This window comes from Nocardia sp. NPDC049190 (assembly GCF_040648115.1).
Classification (GTDB): domain Bacteria; phylum Actinomycetota; class Actinomycetes; order Mycobacteriales; family Mycobacteriaceae; genus Nocardia.
Window position 1 is genome coordinate 101,898 of sequence record NZ_JBEZDE010000014.1, and the last position, 14,978, is coordinate 116,875.

15 protein-coding genes and 1 tRNA gene are annotated in these 14,978 nt (G+C 66.7%); 10 read left to right on the plus strand and 6 right to left on the minus strand.

What is annotated here, in order from left to right; all coding sequences use genetic code 11:
• Positions 1-49: 49 nt before the first annotated feature.
• The gene (locus tag AB0B25_RS15060) at positions 50-475 is read left to right on the plus strand and encodes an HIT family protein (RefSeq protein ID WP_357178825.1); all 426 of its coding nucleotides are present in this window, start codon (positions 50-52) and stop codon (positions 473-475) included.
• A 69-nt stretch (positions 476-544) separates the two neighbouring features.
• Here the strand turns inward: AB0B25_RS15060 and AB0B25_RS15065 are convergent, their stop codons facing one another.
• On the minus strand, positions 545-2,263 hold the full coding sequence (locus AB0B25_RS15065) for a glycoside hydrolase domain-containing protein (RefSeq protein ID WP_357178827.1): 1,719 nt from the start codon (positions 2,261-2,263) through the stop codon (positions 545-547).
• A gap of 63 nt (positions 2,264-2,326) precedes the next feature.
• Positions 2,327-2,464 (minus strand): hypothetical protein, encoded by a 138-nt coding sequence (locus AB0B25_RS15070; protein WP_357178830.1) that lies wholly within the window; start codon positions 2,462-2,464, stop codon positions 2,327-2,329.
• Between the two features lie 653 nt (positions 2,465-3,117).
• Here AB0B25_RS15070 and AB0B25_RS15075 point away from each other — a divergent pair.
• The 4 genes from AB0B25_RS15075 (at position 3,118) to AB0B25_RS15090 (ending at position 8,916) form a co-directional block, all read left to right on the plus strand.
• Positions 3,118-5,889 (plus strand): AAA family ATPase, encoded by a 2,772-nt coding sequence (locus AB0B25_RS15075; RefSeq protein WP_357178833.1) that lies wholly within the window; start codon positions 3,118-3,120, stop codon positions 5,887-5,889.
• 364 nt (positions 5,890-6,253) lie between these two features.
• On the plus strand, positions 6,254-7,222 hold the full coding sequence (locus tag AB0B25_RS15080) for an NADP-dependent oxidoreductase (protein ID WP_357179011.1): 969 nt from the start codon (positions 6,254-6,256) through the stop codon (positions 7,220-7,222).
• Positions 7,223-7,239: 17 nt separating this feature from the next.
• Complete coding sequence (locus AB0B25_RS15085) at positions 7,240-8,307, plus strand: Gfo/Idh/MocA family oxidoreductase (protein ID WP_357178836.1); 1,068 nt, start codon at positions 7,240-7,242, stop codon at positions 8,305-8,307.
• A 21-nt stretch (positions 8,308-8,328) separates the two neighbouring features.
• Complete coding sequence (locus AB0B25_RS15090) at positions 8,329-8,916, plus strand: HD domain-containing protein (protein ID WP_357178838.1); 588 nt, start codon at positions 8,329-8,331, stop codon at positions 8,914-8,916.
• Positions 8,917-8,990: 74 nt separating this feature from the next.
• Here AB0B25_RS15090 and AB0B25_RS15095 read toward each other — a convergent pair whose 3' ends face one another.
• Positions 8,991-10,199, minus strand: a complete 1,209-nt coding sequence (locus AB0B25_RS15095; RefSeq protein WP_357178841.1) for a helix-turn-helix transcriptional regulator — start codon at positions 10,197-10,199, stop codon at positions 8,991-8,993.
• Positions 10,200-10,366: 167 nt separating this feature from the next.
• On the opposite strand from AB0B25_RS15095, the gene AB0B25_RS15100 reads away from it, so the two are divergent.
• Genes AB0B25_RS15100 through AB0B25_RS15110 form a run of 3 tightly spaced genes read left to right on the plus strand, consistent with a single transcriptional unit; the run spans position 10,367 to position 10,966 of the window.
• Entirely contained in the window at positions 10,367-10,624 is a 258-nt protein-coding gene (locus AB0B25_RS15100) for a hypothetical protein (protein WP_357178843.1), read from the plus strand.
• Complete coding sequence (locus AB0B25_RS15105) at positions 10,621-10,815, plus strand: hypothetical protein (protein ID WP_357178845.1); 195 nt, start codon at positions 10,621-10,623, stop codon at positions 10,813-10,815. Before AB0B25_RS15100 ends, AB0B25_RS15105 begins: the two co-directional genes overlap by 4 nt.
• A complete protein-coding gene (locus tag AB0B25_RS15110; RefSeq protein ID WP_357178847.1) occupies positions 10,805-10,966 on the plus strand; it encodes a hypothetical protein in 162 nt (53 codons plus the stop codon). Before AB0B25_RS15105 ends, AB0B25_RS15110 begins: the two co-directional genes overlap by 11 nt.
• 526 nt (positions 10,967-11,492) lie before the next feature.
• On the opposite strand, the gene AB0B25_RS15115 is transcribed toward AB0B25_RS15110, so the two are convergent.
• The 3 genes from AB0B25_RS15115 to AB0B25_RS15125 all read right to left on the minus strand — a co-directional run bounded on the left by AB0B25_RS15115 (position 11,493) and on the right by AB0B25_RS15125 (position 12,914).
• Positions 11,493-11,567 (minus strand) — tRNA-Thr (locus AB0B25_RS15115).
• A gap of 100 nt (positions 11,568-11,667) precedes the next feature.
• Positions 11,668-11,913: an MbtH family protein gene (locus AB0B25_RS15120; RefSeq protein WP_357070533.1), complete on the minus strand. Its 246-nt coding sequence runs from the start codon at positions 11,911-11,913 to the stop codon at positions 11,668-11,670.
• A gap of 167 nt (positions 11,914-12,080) precedes the next feature.
• Positions 12,081-12,914: an alpha/beta hydrolase gene (locus AB0B25_RS15125; RefSeq protein WP_357178850.1), complete on the minus strand. Its 834-nt coding sequence runs from the start codon at positions 12,912-12,914 to the stop codon at positions 12,081-12,083.
• 205 nt (positions 12,915-13,119) lie between these two features.
• Between AB0B25_RS15125 and AB0B25_RS15130 the strand changes: the two genes are divergently transcribed.
• Both AB0B25_RS15130 and AB0B25_RS15135 read left to right on the plus strand, forming a co-directional pair.
• Positions 13,120-13,290, plus strand: coding sequence for a hypothetical protein (locus AB0B25_RS15130; RefSeq protein WP_357178853.1), 171 nt, complete (start codon positions 13,120-13,122; stop codon positions 13,288-13,290).
• Between the two features lie 91 nt (positions 13,291-13,381).
• The gene (locus AB0B25_RS15135; protein WP_357179014.1) at positions 13,382-14,938 is read left to right on the plus strand and encodes a trehalose-6-phosphate synthase; all 1,557 of its coding nucleotides are present in this window, start codon (positions 13,382-13,384) and stop codon (positions 14,936-14,938) included.
• Positions 14,939-14,978: the final 40 nt, after the last annotated feature.

The following is a 14,978-nucleotide window of genomic DNA, read 5'->3' on the forward strand; positions in this document are numbered from 1 at the left end:
GGGTGCGGCGTGGCCGCCCGCGCGAACGAACCGGTCTAGTCTGCCGAATATGGCTTCTGTCTTCAGCGCGATCATCGCCGGTCAGCTCCCAGGACGGTTCGTCTGGGAGAACGAAGAGTTTGTCGGGTTCCTCACCATCGCACCGGTCACTCCGGGCCACACGCTCGTGGTCCCCCGCAAAGAGATCGATCAGTGGCAGGACATCGACGCGGACCTCTTCGGTCGGCTCACCGGCGTCGCCCAGAAGATCGGCCAGGCGGTACGCACGGCGTGGGACGCGCCGCGCACCGGTCTGCTGATCGCCGGTCTGGAAGTCCCGCACCTACACGTCCACGTATTCCCGGCGTTCACCATGGGCAACTTCGACATCTCCGGCGCCGACCACAACCCGACCCCCGCATCGCTCGACGAAGCCCAAACCAAGATCAAGCAGGCCCTGCGTGACCTCGGCTACGGCGCCAACGTCCCCGACTGATCGCGCGGTCGACCTGACGTGAACCGATCCGGCTGCGACAAGCGGCCGGACCGGTTGACCTCCCCGGTGTCACCCCTGCGGGTCGTGCAGGGGTCGATCGACGCCACCGATCGAGACCGTCGCCAATGTCTGGCGCGGAGTCCAGAACACCCTGCCGTGCTCGAAATCCTGATATGTGCCGCTATCCCAGGGGATTTCGTCGCTGCTCGGCCAGCCGAGCGGACCGTTCTCGTAGCCCGAGCGGCTCCAGCGGTCGCCGATCGCACCGTGCACCCAGAAGGCGTCCTCGTTCGGTTCCCGGCGGTAGAGCGCGCCGCCCTGAAAACCTTGCACCTCACCCCACGGCGCGCCGTCCGGCCCGTTCAGCACGGTGCGGTCGGTGACCGGATAGCCGAGCGGGCCGGATTCCCAGTGCAGTTCCTCGAACTTTCCCCACAGTGTTTCCGGGATGGCGTGCGCGCCGGTCGACGGGTGCCAATAGATGGAACCGTGTTCGAATTCGGCGAATCGGCCGACGCCGTCGGCAGTCGCGATCTCGCCGACAGTGCTCCGGACGCCCAGCCATGGACTCGCCGCGGCGCAATCGTTGATCGCGTTCGGCTGTGCCCCGCCTGGCTCACCGCTGGTAAAGGCCTGCACGTCGAGCGCGAAGACATCCCACGGAAAATTCGGGCCGACATCGGTGTGTGTGCCGATCCCGAGGCACTCGGTCACATATTTGTGGTCGGAGATTCCGGAACGCTGCTGATATGGCGGTGCGATGACATAGGTGTCGAAACCGTACTTTCGGGCATCCTGTACCGCGAGCCATGCCGCGATCCGGAGATCATCGCGAATGGATAGCCACCGGTCGCGGCTCCATGCGGCGCGACTGCCCGCGAAACAGAGATTGATGGTGTACGGATTCGCGTCCAGCACAGACCAGCTCGCCGAATCGGTGTCGACGACATCCACGACCACGCCGTCACGGAGGGTGTAGTGATAGCTCACCCCGCGGCTGGGATCGTTGAGATAATTCGCAAGGCTCTCCGCGGTCCCATTCCCTTCCTGCGTGTGCAGGAGAAAATTGACGACGCGCGCACCGTGGCGGCTGGAAGCCGAATTGCCCATTCGATCGAGTTCGAGGTAATTCGGCTTGGTGTCGACGCCCGGATCGGGTGGCGGCGAACCCGCTTTCGACCACTGTCCGTAGTCGGCGGCGAGAATTTTGTCGACGTCGACCCCGACTCCGCCGACCACGTCCCGGTCGATGCGGATCTGGTGGAGGTGCGCGGACGGATGGTCCCCGTTGATCGAGGTGTCGCCGGACCAGTTGTGTTGCCAGAACCAGGTGGCGACGCCGTCCTCGAGCGCCCAGTCGATGCAGCGCGCGTTGGCGTAGACGCCGGTCCACTCCAGGCCGACCACCGAGGCCCAGCCCCGCAAGAACGGGGCGATCAACGAGTTCCACTCCGCTAGCGAGGGGTTCGCGTCGACCGGGGCGTACAGCGGCCGCAACCGTGGCCCACCGGCGGCGAGATGGTAGCCGAGCGCTATCCGGGCATGCTGGACGCCCGCGTCGAATCCCCCTTTCCAGTCCGCTGTGTCGCCCTTGCCGTACTGATAATTGCTCACCACCTCGAGCCCGATGGCGCGCAGTCGGTCGCAGTATTCACGGGTCAACGGCTTGGCGCCGAAGTTCGTGCCCGGTCGGGAATCGCTGAAGTAGCCGATGACACCGGCGTATCCGGCGTCCTTGATCGCCTGCGGGTCGATCAAAGCGGCGGAGAAGTCGATCAGTTCAGGCATCGCACACCGTCCTCGTATGAGTCCGCGTGCCCTGTTGGCAATGGCGCGCTATCTGTGTACATCTCAATACTTTCGGCAGAGGAACAGCCCCGACACCGTATGATTCGGCGCGGGGTGCGCCGGGGATGCCGAAGTTTTGATGAAGTGGCCGATCCGGTATTCACGCGTGATGTTGTCGGTGTCGCTGTCGTCGAAACCCATGTCCGTCGACCGCCGCGATCGGCTATGGGGCGGATGCGCAGTGCGCGCCCGGCTATTTCGGCCGCCTGAATCGAGAACGATCGGCGTATTGCACAGCCACTGCACGCCATCCCGCCGGGGGGATCGGCGCGAATTGTGTCGACAACCGCTTGCGGACAAGGCGGATCGAGTGGGTCCGCTGCTGTTCATCAGTCGAGCCGTTCCATGAATTCGTGCGATGCGGAGCTGCGAAGCGGCACAGTCGTATACCGAGTTCCGCGGCGCTGAGGTGGAAAACGAACATCACACGGTCGGTCTCGACACGGTCGGCAAGCGGTTGTCCGACAAGGGCGCTGCCCGACCCCGGGTCGCGGCCGCGGGCGGTGTTCAGCCGAATCCCGCTGTTGATCGTGGTCGACCAACCCGACGCCCAGGGCTGTGTCCCGGCGCCGGCCTGCGCCCCCGCATCCAACCCGGACTCGAACGGGCTCGGGTGCACAGATCCCGCACCTTGCTGTCTCGGAGGAGTTGTCGCGCGGCAGTGGTCCGGCACGATATCGAGGCACGACCGACCCGAACTCACGGCCGGCTGAGTCCTCGTTCAGAGCGTCGGCCCGGGCCTGGTCGGCCGCACTCGACAGCTGAACCGTCAGCCCTCCGGTAGCGTCAGCGTTGTGCAGCCTAGCGGTGTTCCCGCGGGTGGGCCTGCGGTGGAGTTGGTCGGGCGTCGCGACGAACTCGCGATTCTCGACCGACTCGTCGATGCCGTCCGTGCCGGTGCGAGCCGGGCGTTGGTGGTGCGCGGAGAACCAGGCGTAGGCAAGACCGCGCTCTTGGAGTACGTGGCACGCAGCGCCGCGCAGTGCCGCATCGCGCGTACCGCCGGTGTCCAGGCGGAGATGGAGCTGGCCTTCGCCGGCGTGCACCAGCTGTGCTTGCCGATGCTGGACCGGTTGGAACGGCTGCCGACGCCGCAGCGCAGTGCGCTCAGTACGGCGTTCGGCATGACCGCGGGACCGGCGCCGGACCGCTTCCTCGTCGGACTGGCGGTGCTCAATATCTTGTCCGATGTGGCCGAGGAGCGGCCATTGCTGTGCCTGGTGGATGACGAGCAGTGGCTCGATCGCGCATCGGCGCAGGTCCTGGCCTTCGTCGCGCGCCGCCTCGGCGCGGAGTCGGTGGGCTTGGTGTTCGCCGCCAGCGAACCCAGCGAAGCGCTTGCTGGACTGTCGACGCTGGTCGTCCGGGGATTGCGGACAGTTGAGGCCCGTGTGTTGCTCGACGCGGTGTCGACCGGACCGCTGGATCCGCGGGTCCGCGACCAGATCGTCGCTGAAACGCGCGGCAACCCACTGGCCCTGCTGGAGGTGCCGCACGGGCTGACAGCCGAGGAGCTGGCCGGCGGGTTCGGACTCCCCGGCGCGGTTCGGCTCTCGGCTGATATCGAAGCGACCTTCCGCGCGCGGATCGACGCCCTGCCGGATCGGGCCCGGCGTCTGTTGTTGCTCGCGGCGGCTGAGTCGACGGGTGATTCCGCGCTGCTGTGGCGAGCGGCCGACCGGCTCGGAATCGGCCCGGAAGCAGCGACGCCCGCGGTCGAAGCAGATCTGGCCGCTTTCACCACCCGAGTACGGTTCCGGCATCCATTGGTTCGCTCGGCGGCCTATCGGTCCGGATCGCTGCGCGACCGGCAGCAGGCGCACCGCGCCCTGGCCGAGGTCACCGATCCGCAGCTGGATCCCGACCGCCGGGCATGGCATCGAGCACATGCCGCCTCGGGTCCCGATGACGATGTCGCCGCAGAACTCGCCCGCTCGGCCGGCCGGGCACAGGCCCGCGGTGGCGTCGGCGCGGCAGCCGCATTTCTAGCGCGTGCGGCGACACTCACTGTCGACCCGGCGCAGCGAGCCGAACGGGCCCTCGGCGCCGCGGCCGCCAAAATCCAGGCGGGTGCGTTCGATGGGGCGCTGGATCTGCTGGCGATGGCGGAGACCGAATCACTCAGCGATTTCCAACGAGCCCGCGCCGAGGTCCTGCGAGCCCGACTCGCGTTCGTCAGCAGCCGCGGAAGCGCTGCTGCGCCACTGCTACTGCAGGCCGCCCAGCGGCTCGAGTCGATCGATATCGCCGAGTCGCGAGCCACCTACTTGGACGCGATGTTGGCCGCCATGTTCGCCGGCCGCCTCGCGGTCGGCGCCAGCGTGCTGGAGGTTGCTCGTGCGGCGGCCTCGGCGCCACGCCCGCACGGGGCCCCGGGGCCGCCCGACCTGCTCCTCGATTGGCTGACCACGCACTACAACGAGGGATACGTGCTCGCCGTGCCCGCGCTGCGCAGCGCTCTGGCCGCCTTCGACGACGACATGCCCGCGGCGGAGCAGTTGAGGTTGGCGCTCTTCGCGGCCACCGCCGCCTACAGTGCGTGGGACGACGAGCGCTTGCACCTGCTCACCCGCCGCTATGTGGAGCTCGCCCGCGCCACCGGCGCCATTACCGACGTTCCGGTCGCGCTCAGCGCGCACGGTGTCGCGCTGCTGTTCGAAGGGGACCTCCTCGGCGCGGCGGCGGTGGTCGAGGAATTACAGGCCGCACAGGACGCGACCGGAAGCAGCCTCGCACCCTACGCGGCGCTGGGCTTGGCGGCACTGCGCGGCGAGCGGGACAAGACATCAGCGCTGATCGAATCCACCGTACGGGAGGTGACCACGCGTGGTGAGGGAAACGGCATCAGTGTCGCCCGGTGGGCCGAATCGGTGCTGTACAACGGTATCGGCGATTACCGAAAAGCCCTCGACGCCGCCCAACTCGCCGCCGCGTTCGCCCCCGAACTCGCGGCGACGAATTGGGCACTTGTGGAGCTCGTCGAGGCCGCTGTCCGAGGTGGTGCGAGCGAGGTGGCGGCTGCCGCCCTGAGCCGACTCGGCGAGATGACCGGTGCCAGCGGCACCGAGTGGGCGCTCGGGGTTGGGGCGCGTTCGCGCGCGCTGTTGAGCGCCGGGGCTACCGCCGAGCATCTGTACCGCGAATCGATCGTCCGGCTCGATCGAACCCGGATGCGCGCCGAACTGGCCCGCGCTCACCTGGTGTACGGGGAATGGCTACGCCGAGAACGCCGCCGTACCGATGCCCGCGGACAGCTCCGTACCGCCCATGACCTGTTCGCCGCGATGGGCATGACGGCATTCGCCGAGCGCGCCAGGCGCGAACTGAACGCGACCGGCGACACGATGCGCAAAAGTGCGCACGCCGTGGACGATAAACAGCTCACCGCCCAGGAGGCCCAGGTGGCGCGGCTTGCCCGCGCGGGGATGTCCAACCCGGAGATCGGGGCGCGCCTGTTCATCAGCGCCCGCACCGTCCAGTACCACCTGAGCAAGGTATTCGCCAAGCTCGGCATCAGCTCGCGTGGCCAGCTCGACCGCGCACTGCCCGCGGAGCAAGCCGGCTAGCGTGGGCCGACGCACTGCTCCGACACCCGACAGCAGTACCGCCGCACCCGAGACCGGCCGGTCGGACTGTCCGGTGGCGGATTCGCTGATGCCGGTCCGTCGCGAAGATGACTAGCGAGATCACGCCATCGAACCGACTCGGTTCGACGTCGTCGGTACCGGTCTCTCGAAGAGCCTCGAGTACAACCGGCGGCAGTTCCACCGCGGCAACGACGGAACCCGACTCCGGGACATCCGGGTCGCGGCGAACTCGGTCCCCGACATCCGCAATGACTACCGAACACCCGACAGAGGAGGCAGTAGCAATGCTCCAGCTCACCAGCAGAGACATACTGCGGACCCGCGCGGCATGACCGCGCCGACCATGAAGGCGGTCGCGGTCACCGAGTACGGAGGTCCAGACGTCCTCGAGCTCGTCGACGTTCCCCGACCGAGTACGGGCCCAGGGCGGATCCGTATCCGTGTCCACGCCGCAACGGTGAATCCCGGTGACACACTGCTGCGGGCCGGCGATTTCGACGCGCTGTTGCGCACGGCGCCCCTCGTCGCGCCCTATCGCCCTGGTATGGAGGCTGCCGGCATCGTCGACGAGATCGGGCCCGGCGCCCGGACCGATCTACGCGTCGGTGACCGCGTGATGACCATCGTCATGCCCATCGACGCCACCGGCGGCGCCTACGCCGAATACCTCGTCGTCGAGGCGGACCAGGTCGCCCGGGCGCCGGGCGGCGCCACGCATGCCGAGGCCGCCACGTTGCCGATGAACGGGCTCACCGCGCGCCGGGCATTGGATGTGTTGCACCTGCGCCCTGGGGAGACAGTGGCAGTCACCGGTGCTGCCGGCTCGGTCGGCGGGTACGCCGTTCAATTGGCGAAAGCAGACGGGCTGCGGGTGATCGCCGATGCCGGCGCTGCCGACGAGACCTTGGTGGCCACACTGGGGGCCGATCAGATCGTCGCTCGCGGTCCCGGTGTGGGACATCGTATCCGGCAGTGGTGGCCTGAGGGTGTCGCCGCGGTCATAGACACCGCGCTCCAGGGAGACGACGTCGTGCCCGCGGTGCGCGACGGTGGGGAGATCGCTGTGGTGCGCGGAAGGGAAGAGCGAGGCAGCGCACCGCTGCGGGAAGCACGCGGCATCGCCGTTCGGGAGGTGTGGGTGCCGGACTACACCCATGCCCACGACAAGCTCGACGAGCTGAGATCCCAGGCAGAACAGGGGAAGTTGACCCTTCGAGTGGCGCGAACGTACCCGGCGGCGGAGGCGGCCGAGGCACACCGCGCACTCGAAGCCGGAGGTATCCGCGGCAGGCTCGTTCTGCTCTTCGACTGACGACAGGAAGGAAGGTCATGAGACCGATCGGTGTAGGGATTATCGGCGCCAGCCCGGACGGCGGCTGGGCGGCGGCGGCGCACGTGCCCGCTCTGCAGGCGCTGCCGGAGTACGAGTTACGCGCCGTGGCGACCAGTCGGCCGGCGTCGGCTCAGCGCGCCGCCGACCTCTGGGGCGTCGACGCGTTCGACGACGCGCGCAAGCTCATCGAGCACCCCGGCGTGGATCTGGTCGTGGTCGCCGTCAAGGTGACCGATCACCATGAGCTCCTCGGCCGGGCACTGTCCACCGGCAAGATGCTCTTCAGCGAGTGGCCGCTCGGCGTCAGCCTCGACCAAGCCCGAGATCTGGCCGATGCGGCCGCGATGGCGGGCGTTGCGACGCTCATCGGCCTGCAAGCGCGGTTCGCTCCGGCGGTACGCGCGATGCGTGAACTCATCGAACAGGGGTACATCGGACGAGTACTGGCGACCACTCTCATCGGCTCCGGGCAAGCGTGGGGTCCCAGCACCGACAGCGCGCACGCGTACCTGTTCGACGCGCGCAATGGCGCCACCACCTTGTCCGTGTCGGTCGGTCACGCCCTCGACGCGGTGACCCATGTGCTCGGTGACCTCGACTCGATCACCTCGACCGTCGCGGTGGGACGCGACACCGTTCGCGTCGGCGACGATCGTGTCATTCCGGTGACCGCACCCGATCAGATCGCTATCACCGCCGGGCTGCGCAGCGGCGCGGTCGCGTCGGTGTTCTATCGAGGCGGCTTGTCCCGGGTCGGCGATCTGCGCTGGGAAGTCAACGGCACCGACGGTGACCTGTTGCTGTCCAGCCCTGTGCCCAACGGCAATCTGCAGGCAATCGAACTGGCGCTGGCCGGCGCGAACGGCGCCGCGACCCGGGTCGCCCCGATCGACACGCCGGACCGCTATCCCGAACTCGGACTGGCCGGTCCGGCGCGGAATGTGGCGAACCTGTACCGAGCCTTCGCCCACGACCAGCAGCACGGCACCGCCGAAGCCCCTTCCTTCAGCGACGCCGTCGCCTTGCATCAGCTGCTGGCCGCCATCGAACACGGAAGTCTGTGAGCGTAATTCATGATTACTTCGATGCCGGACTCCCGACATGTCGAGGACGCCGCTGCGCACATCCGAACAGTCGTGCATCCACAGATCTACAACCACAGTGTCCGCACCTTCTTGCTGGGCCGGGAAGCAGCTCGTCGGGACGGTGTGACCGACCTCGATGCCGAATCGCTGTGCCTTGCCGCACTGTTCCACGATTCCGGCACCGCTGACCTGTACAACGGTCCCTCCCGATTCGAAATCGAGGGCGCCGACGCTGCGGCCGAGTTCCTGCAGCAGCGCGGATGGCGTGCGGCGATGGTCGATCCCATCTGGGAGGCGATCGCGCTGCACACCTCCCCGGGCATTGCCGAACGGCGCGGCCCCATCGCCCACTATCTGCGCCGGGGCGTCGTGATCGAGTTCGGCCCGCCAGAACTCCGCGAGACCTTCACAGCAGCCATCGCGGCCGCCGAAGCACAGTACGCGCGGTCGGACCTGGAAGAAGTCTTGCAGACCCTCGTCATCGAACAGGCTCTGGCACAACCGCAGAAGGCGAAGCGGCCATCCTGGGTGGCAGATCTGCTCGCTCAGCACGACCCAGGCCGAACCGGAGTGAATCCCGCGTTCTGACCACCGAAACACGAAGGCAGCGAGAGCGTCCCAATGTGAGACACCTGAACGTCTGCCCTCGCGGGACCGTGTCACTACTGACCGACACCGCACCATGCGGCGAATCCGCGCAGTGTCTCGGTGCTCCGCGCCTCCTGCCGAGCCAGTACACGCACCGTCTCGTGCACCATCGGGTGATACCTGGTCTGGATCGGCGCGATCCGCTTGGCCATGTTCAGTGCGTCCAGCGCCTTCGTCCGGTCACCGTGCAGCAGAAAGGCCCGGCCAAGGTCGATATACAAATGGCCGGCACGAGACTTCGGCGTTGACGCGGGAACATGGAGATGTTCGGCCCGTGTAATTGCCCCCGGCCCGTCGAGCATCTCGACGGCCAGTCCGACCGACCAGATGCCAACGTTCGTCGGACCGAAGTAGAACACCGGTTCGTGGTAGTCGACATCGCCGACCCGAGCTGCCGTATCTCGCGCTTCGGTCAAGTGCGCATCTGCGGTGTCCCGATCCCCGGCGCGCGCCGCGGCAAGCCCAGATTGCAAGTGCAGTCCGCCCCAACTGACAAGGTCCTCAGTATCTTCCTTCGCCAGATGGGATTCCAGTTCGGTCCGACAACGCTCGAGATAGGCCAACGCGGTGTTCCACTCGCCCGTCGAGGTGAGGATCAAGGCCCGGAAATATTGAGCCGAGGTCACCCACAATTGACTGCCAGTGCCCGATGCAGCCCACGCTAGCCGCTCGACGGCGACTGTCATCAGGTCGATATAGCCGAGCTTGTGCGCCATCCCTCGGGCGCACAGATACAGCTCGCAGAGCAGCCGGAACGCACGCTGTTGGTTACCGCCCTGTTCCTGGTGCACAAGCGCGCGAGCCTCGGTCATCAATGTCGGCAGGTCCTGGGACATTTGGCGCAGGTTCGATGCCCGGCGCAACGCACGCATCCGCTCTACTTCCACCGCTATTACCTCGATCGGGCGCGGCTGCAGACCGGCCGGGGGGATGTCGTAAGCGGCGAACTCGGAGCGGATCAGCGCGATACCCGAAGCGACCTCGGTTTCGTCGCGGGTCGTGCGCGGGTACGGCTGACCGAGCAGCTCGGACGGGCTCACCTTGAATGCTTTTGCGACCGAGGACACGAACGCCGGGGATGCCGGCGCCCGCCCTTGCTCGACAGCACGCACCAGCGACACCGACACATTCGCTTCCGCGGCCAGCCGTGGCTGTGTCCAACCTGCAAGTTTGCGCTCCTCGGCTACCCGCTCCCCGATGCCGTGGTCCTGCTCATTGCTCATCGCCATCACATCCTGCCCTCTGCCCCTCCAACAGTGTGACAAAACCTTTGGCACTTCACAGGGATCGGGAGGTTGAACCTGAAACCAGCACCCGGCGCCGGGTTGAACGTCGTGTCCTCGGCGTCGGGTGCCCACCAACCACACCACGTAGCGCCAGGGGGTACGAGATGTCCGAACACGTCACAGTTCTGATCGTTGTTGCAGCGGTAGCGTTCCTCGGCTGGGTGATCTTCGTCGGCCTTCCTTATGCCTTAGACCACTTCGGTGGCTGCCATACCGCGCCTGAGGGAATCTACAGCCTGCAGCAAGCCCACGAGGTGATGCAGGACCTCATCGACTGCGACGCCGACAGTTGCGCGGCCAAGCGCGCCACCATGGATGTGCTGATCGCGGCCGAGCATCTCGTCCTTGCGAGAGCTCGATGACAACCCTCGCCGACACCGAAATGTGGCGCCAGTTCCACCGGAAGTGCTGGCAGGAAGGCGCATTCCGTTCACTGGAGGAAGCCGACTTCGTCGCCCGCGTGCACGGGGGCCACGGCCCGGACTGTCTGCAGTATCTGTCGGCGTCCGCCTACCGCGTTGGCCGCGGGGATGGGGCCGACCATGGCGAGTGACAACGAACCCATCGGCATCCGACACAGCCACATCGACGGCGAGTTGTCGATCATCGGCGCCGACGGCTGGCCGCTCAGCACCGAAGAAACAGCCGAGCTATTCCAGGAAGCCGCCGATGGCGACTCTGAAGCCACTCGAGCGGGTGTGTGACACCGTGCGCGTGCTGGCGTGGAAAGCGATGGCGCCCAGTAGATCGCGGGCGATGGCGCTCCTCGCGACAAGTGAGCCGCCGACCACGCAGGACCTGAGCGTGCGGACGGGCACGGCGGCGGGGTGTAGGACTTGCGTTGGCGGCCAGCAATTTCCAGTCCACACCGTCGCTCGAGCCCCCTCGGGGATACCCGCCCGAGCTTCGATCCATGGCTCTCGTTGTGAGTGAGGTTGCTGAGCTGATGTGCGTCAAGGGCTCCGTATGCCCCGAGCACAGTGTCGATGGTCTGCGTCTCGTAGTCACTCAACTCACCGACCGCGAGGACGGCATCCTCTACTACGACGAAGTGCCTCGATGTCGGTCATGGAGCGCCGGAGCAACCGGGCCGTTCGCCCATCCTTCAATCCGGTCGGCGAGAAGCTTCATCGATCAGTCCAACTCCCCGTTGACCACGTCGCCGACAAAAGATCGCAACGGCTGTACCCGGCAACTCGCTGCCGGGCCTCCACCACGGCGAGGTTGGTATGGAGCCCCCTGTCAGGATTGAACTGACGACCGCTCGCTTACAAGGCGAGTGCTCTACCACTGAGCTAAGGAGGCGGAAAAGCGGTTGCCATCATAGCCGGACACGCCAGCTGCGTGACACCGGATTCACGGCATCACGCAGCGGCGGTCCCGGCGCAGTATCGGCTACCGCAGATCAGGACTGTTGTGCGGCCTGACGGGCCGCGTCGTCCGCGGCCATCGCGTCGCGCAGGCTCTTCGGACGCATGTCGGTCCAGTTCTTCTCGACATACTCGACGCAGGCGGCGCGACTTTCCTCGCCGAACACGACTCGCCATCCGGCCGGAACCTCTGCGAACGCCGGCCACAGCGAATGCTGCTCCTCGTCGTTGACCAGAACGAAGAAGCGGCCGTCTTCGTCATCGAAGGGGTTGGTGCTCATTTCACCTCACTGGATACTGGCACTATGTACGGGATCGCTTCAAGGATCGCACGGCGCCGGGTTACTTCAACCGCGAGCGCCGACGGACCTCGAGCGTTATTTCGACCCTAGCAAGCAGAACGTTACGCCTGGGCGGTTGCCTCGACTCTTCCCTCGACCGACTCGGCTCAGCTGGCGAAGAAGTCGAGCAGAATCTTGTTGACCGCCTCCGGCCTTTCCAGATACCCGAAATGTCCGGCATCTGGCACCTCCTGGTACCGCGCGCCCGGGATTACCTCGGCGATCTCCCTGGATAGATAGGGCGGGATCATCCGGTCATCAGCAAACCCGACCGACAGGCACCGTACGCGGATCGCCCGGTATGCCTGCACGCGGTCGAAATCGTGGTCCATCTTGCGCTGGGCGCGGATGCCCGCCGGCACCGGCCCGCCGGTGAACTCGAACAGGTCGAGCCAGTCGCGGGCCGCGTTCGGTTCGGCCATGGTCGCGGGCGAGAGATTCATCACCGCGGTAATCGCGGCCTCGTATTTCGGCGGCAGCCGCACCCCGCCGGCGTCCAACTCGTGTTCCCCGAGGGAAAGCGTCCGCTGGAACTGGTCGAGCCGTCCGTGGCCCGCCATGAACACCGCCTTGCTCACCAGGTCGGGGCGGGCCAGCGTCAGCTCTTGGGCCACCCGCGCGCCCATCGACGTGCCCACCACCAGCGCGGGACCCTCGTCGAGGAATTCGATCAGCGCGGCGGTGTCGGCGACCAATTCCTCGATGGTCATGCCCGAGGCAGCCTCGAACGAGGGAGCGATCCCGCGATTGTCGAACGTGCACACCCGGTAACCAGCCGCGACCAGCGCGGGGACCTGGTGCAGCTCCCACACTCGCCCCGGGCTTCCGGTGCCCATGATCATCACCACGAGTGGCGCGGAGCCCTTGACGTCGGTGCCCCTCGTGCGGTCGCCCTTCACCTGATAGTTGAGGGAAATTCCGTTCACCGTGGCCAGCGGCATGTCGCCCCTTTCGTGGAGTTGGTGCTGCGTCTCCACGGTATAGGGGCACACCGGGCGGGCACACCGGCCGGGGTGCCCGGATCGCGGCGCGTCGCCGCCTGATGCCCGGACGGACGCACATCTGGGCGTCGCATACCCACGTCCGGGCGTCGCATACCATTGACTACTTGCACGTACGAGCGCATTGAGCCGGGAGGACTTGAATATGGGCGCGAAAGGCAGCACGAACGACATAGCGGACGACGATCTGGAGCCGCTCGCGGACGAGACCGCGCGGCAGGCGCAGCGGGTGGTCGCGGCCTACGCCGAGGATGCCGACGAGTGCCGGATGCTGTTGTCCATGTTGGGTATCGGACCGAGCGCGCGCGGCGAATAGCCTTATCTCCGACGTCAACGGTGACGTCGGTGGCACAACTCCAGCGGGGATATAGCAACGCGCGCGAACGCGCAAAGGATGCGTGAGTGAGATGAACCCGGCCGACGACTCCGAGTACGCCAGAGACACTTCACCCGCTGAGACCGCGGCAGCGACCGCCGGCCCGTCCGAATCGGGCTCCGGTTTCGTCGTCGTCGCCAATCGACTCCCGGTTGACCTCGAACGCCTGCCCGACGGAACCAGCCGATGGAAGCGCAGTCCAGGCGGCCTGGTGACCGCGCTGGAACCGGTCTTGCGCAACAACAAGGGGTCTTGGATCGGCTGGGCTGGGGTCCCGGACGTCGACGTCGACCCGATCATCGAGGATGGTCTGGAGCTTCATCCCGTCCCGTTGTCGGCCCAAGAGGTCAGTGACTACTACGAGGGCTTCTCCAACGGCACGCTGTGGCCGCTCTATCACGACGTCATCGTGCGCCCGGTCTACGACCGCCGATGGTGGGCCGCCTACGTCACGGTGAACCGGCGCTTCGCCGAGGCCACCGCGAAGGTGGCCGCCGAGGGCGCCACGGTGTGGGTGCAGGACTACCAGCTGCAACTCGTGCCCAAGATGCTTCGCATGTTGCGCCCCGATCTGACCATAGGTTTCTTCCTGCACATCCCGTTCCCGCCGGTCGAGCTGTTCATGCAGATGCCGTGGCGGACCGAGATCGTCGAGGGCCTGCTCGGCGCCGACCTGATCGGCTTCCATCTGCCCGGCGGCGCGCAGAATTTCCTCTATCTGGCGCGTCGGCTGGCCGGTCAGCCGACGTCGCGCGGGTCCGTGGGTGTCCGGTCCAAGCTCGGTGTCGTCCAGGTGGGGTTCCGCACGGTCCGCGTAGGCGCGTTCCCGATCTCGATCTCCTCGGCCGAACTCGACGAGCACTCCCGGCGCAGGTCGGTGCGCGAGCGCGCCGCGCAGATCCGGGGCGAACTGGGCAATCCGAAGAACATCCTGCTCGGCGTCGACCGACTGGACTACACCAAAGGCATCGATATCCGGCTCAACGCGTTGGAGGAGCTGCTCGCCGAGGACAGGGTCGATCCGACGGAGACGGTCATGGTCCAGCTCGCCACCCCGAGCCGCGAGCGCGTCGAGAGTTACATCCAGATGCGCGGCGATATCGAGCGTCAGGTCGGCCGGATCAACGGCGAATTCGCCAGGGTCGGCTACCCGGTGGTGCACTACTTGCACCGACCGATCCCGCGCGACGAACTCATCGCGTTCTTCGTGGCCGCGGACGTCATGCTGGTGACGCCGCTGCGCGACGGCATGAACCTGGTCGCCAAGGAGTACGTCGCCTCGCACAGCGGGCTCAACGGCGCCCTGGTACTGAGCGAATTCACCGGCGCCGCGGCCGAATTGCGGCAGGCTTATCTGTGCAACCCGCATGATCTGGACAGTGTGAAGGACGCGATCGTCGCCGCGCTGGAGGACGACAAGGACACCAGGCGCAGGCGGATGCGCTCGCTGCGCCGCCAAGTGCTCGCCCACGACGTGGACCGTTGGGCGCGAGCGTTCCTCGACGCGCTGGCACAGGATCAGGTCGCGGGCAGCGCGTTGCTGACCGATGACGACATCTATCCGGAATCGCGCACACCGTCACGCTGATCTGGCGGTTCACAGGAATCACCCAGCTTTTGCCCAGGAA

Bases quoted from the DNA above. Each gene is read 5' to 3' on its own strand.
- AB0B25_RS15060 (WP_357178825.1), top strand. From the start codon at position 50: ATGGCTTCTGTCTTCAGCGCGATCATCGCCGGTCAGCTCCCAGGACGG.
- AB0B25_RS15065 (WP_357178827.1), bottom strand. From the start codon at position 2,263: ATGCCTGAACTGATCGACTTCTCCGCCGCTTTGATCGACCCGCAGGCG.
- AB0B25_RS15070 (WP_357178830.1), bottom strand. From the start codon at position 2,464: ATGGGTTTCGACGACAGCGACACCGACAACATCACGCGTGAATACCGG.
- AB0B25_RS15080 (WP_357179011.1), top strand. From the start codon at position 6,254: ATGAAGGCGGTCGCGGTCACCGAGTACGGAGGTCCAGACGTCCTCGAG.
- AB0B25_RS15085 (WP_357178836.1), top strand. From the start codon at position 7,240: ATGAGACCGATCGGTGTAGGGATTATCGGCGCCAGCCCGGACGGCGGC.
- AB0B25_RS15090 (WP_357178838.1), top strand. From the start codon at position 8,329: ATGCCGGACTCCCGACATGTCGAGGACGCCGCTGCGCACATCCGAACA.
- AB0B25_RS15095 (WP_357178841.1), bottom strand. From the start codon at position 10,199: ATGAGCAATGAGCAGGACCACGGCATCGGGGAGCGGGTAGCCGAGGAG.
- AB0B25_RS15100 (WP_357178843.1), top strand. From the start codon at position 10,367: ATGTCCGAACACGTCACAGTTCTGATCGTTGTTGCAGCGGTAGCGTTC.
- AB0B25_RS15105 (WP_357178845.1), top strand. From the start codon at position 10,621: ATGACAACCCTCGCCGACACCGAAATGTGGCGCCAGTTCCACCGGAAG.
- AB0B25_RS15110 (WP_357178847.1), top strand. From the start codon at position 10,805: ATGGCGAGTGACAACGAACCCATCGGCATCCGACACAGCCACATCGAC.
- AB0B25_RS15120 (WP_357070533.1), bottom strand. From the start codon at position 11,913: ATGAGCACCAACCCCTTCGATGACGAAGACGGCCGCTTCTTCGTTCTG.
- AB0B25_RS15125 (WP_357178850.1), bottom strand. From the start codon at position 12,914: ATGCCGCTGGCCACGGTGAACGGAATTTCCCTCAACTATCAGGTGAAG.
- AB0B25_RS15130 (WP_357178853.1), top strand. From the start codon at position 13,120: ATGGGCGCGAAAGGCAGCACGAACGACATAGCGGACGACGATCTGGAG.
- AB0B25_RS15135 (WP_357179014.1), top strand. From the start codon at position 13,382: ATGAACCCGGCCGACGACTCCGAGTACGCCAGAGACACTTCACCCGCT.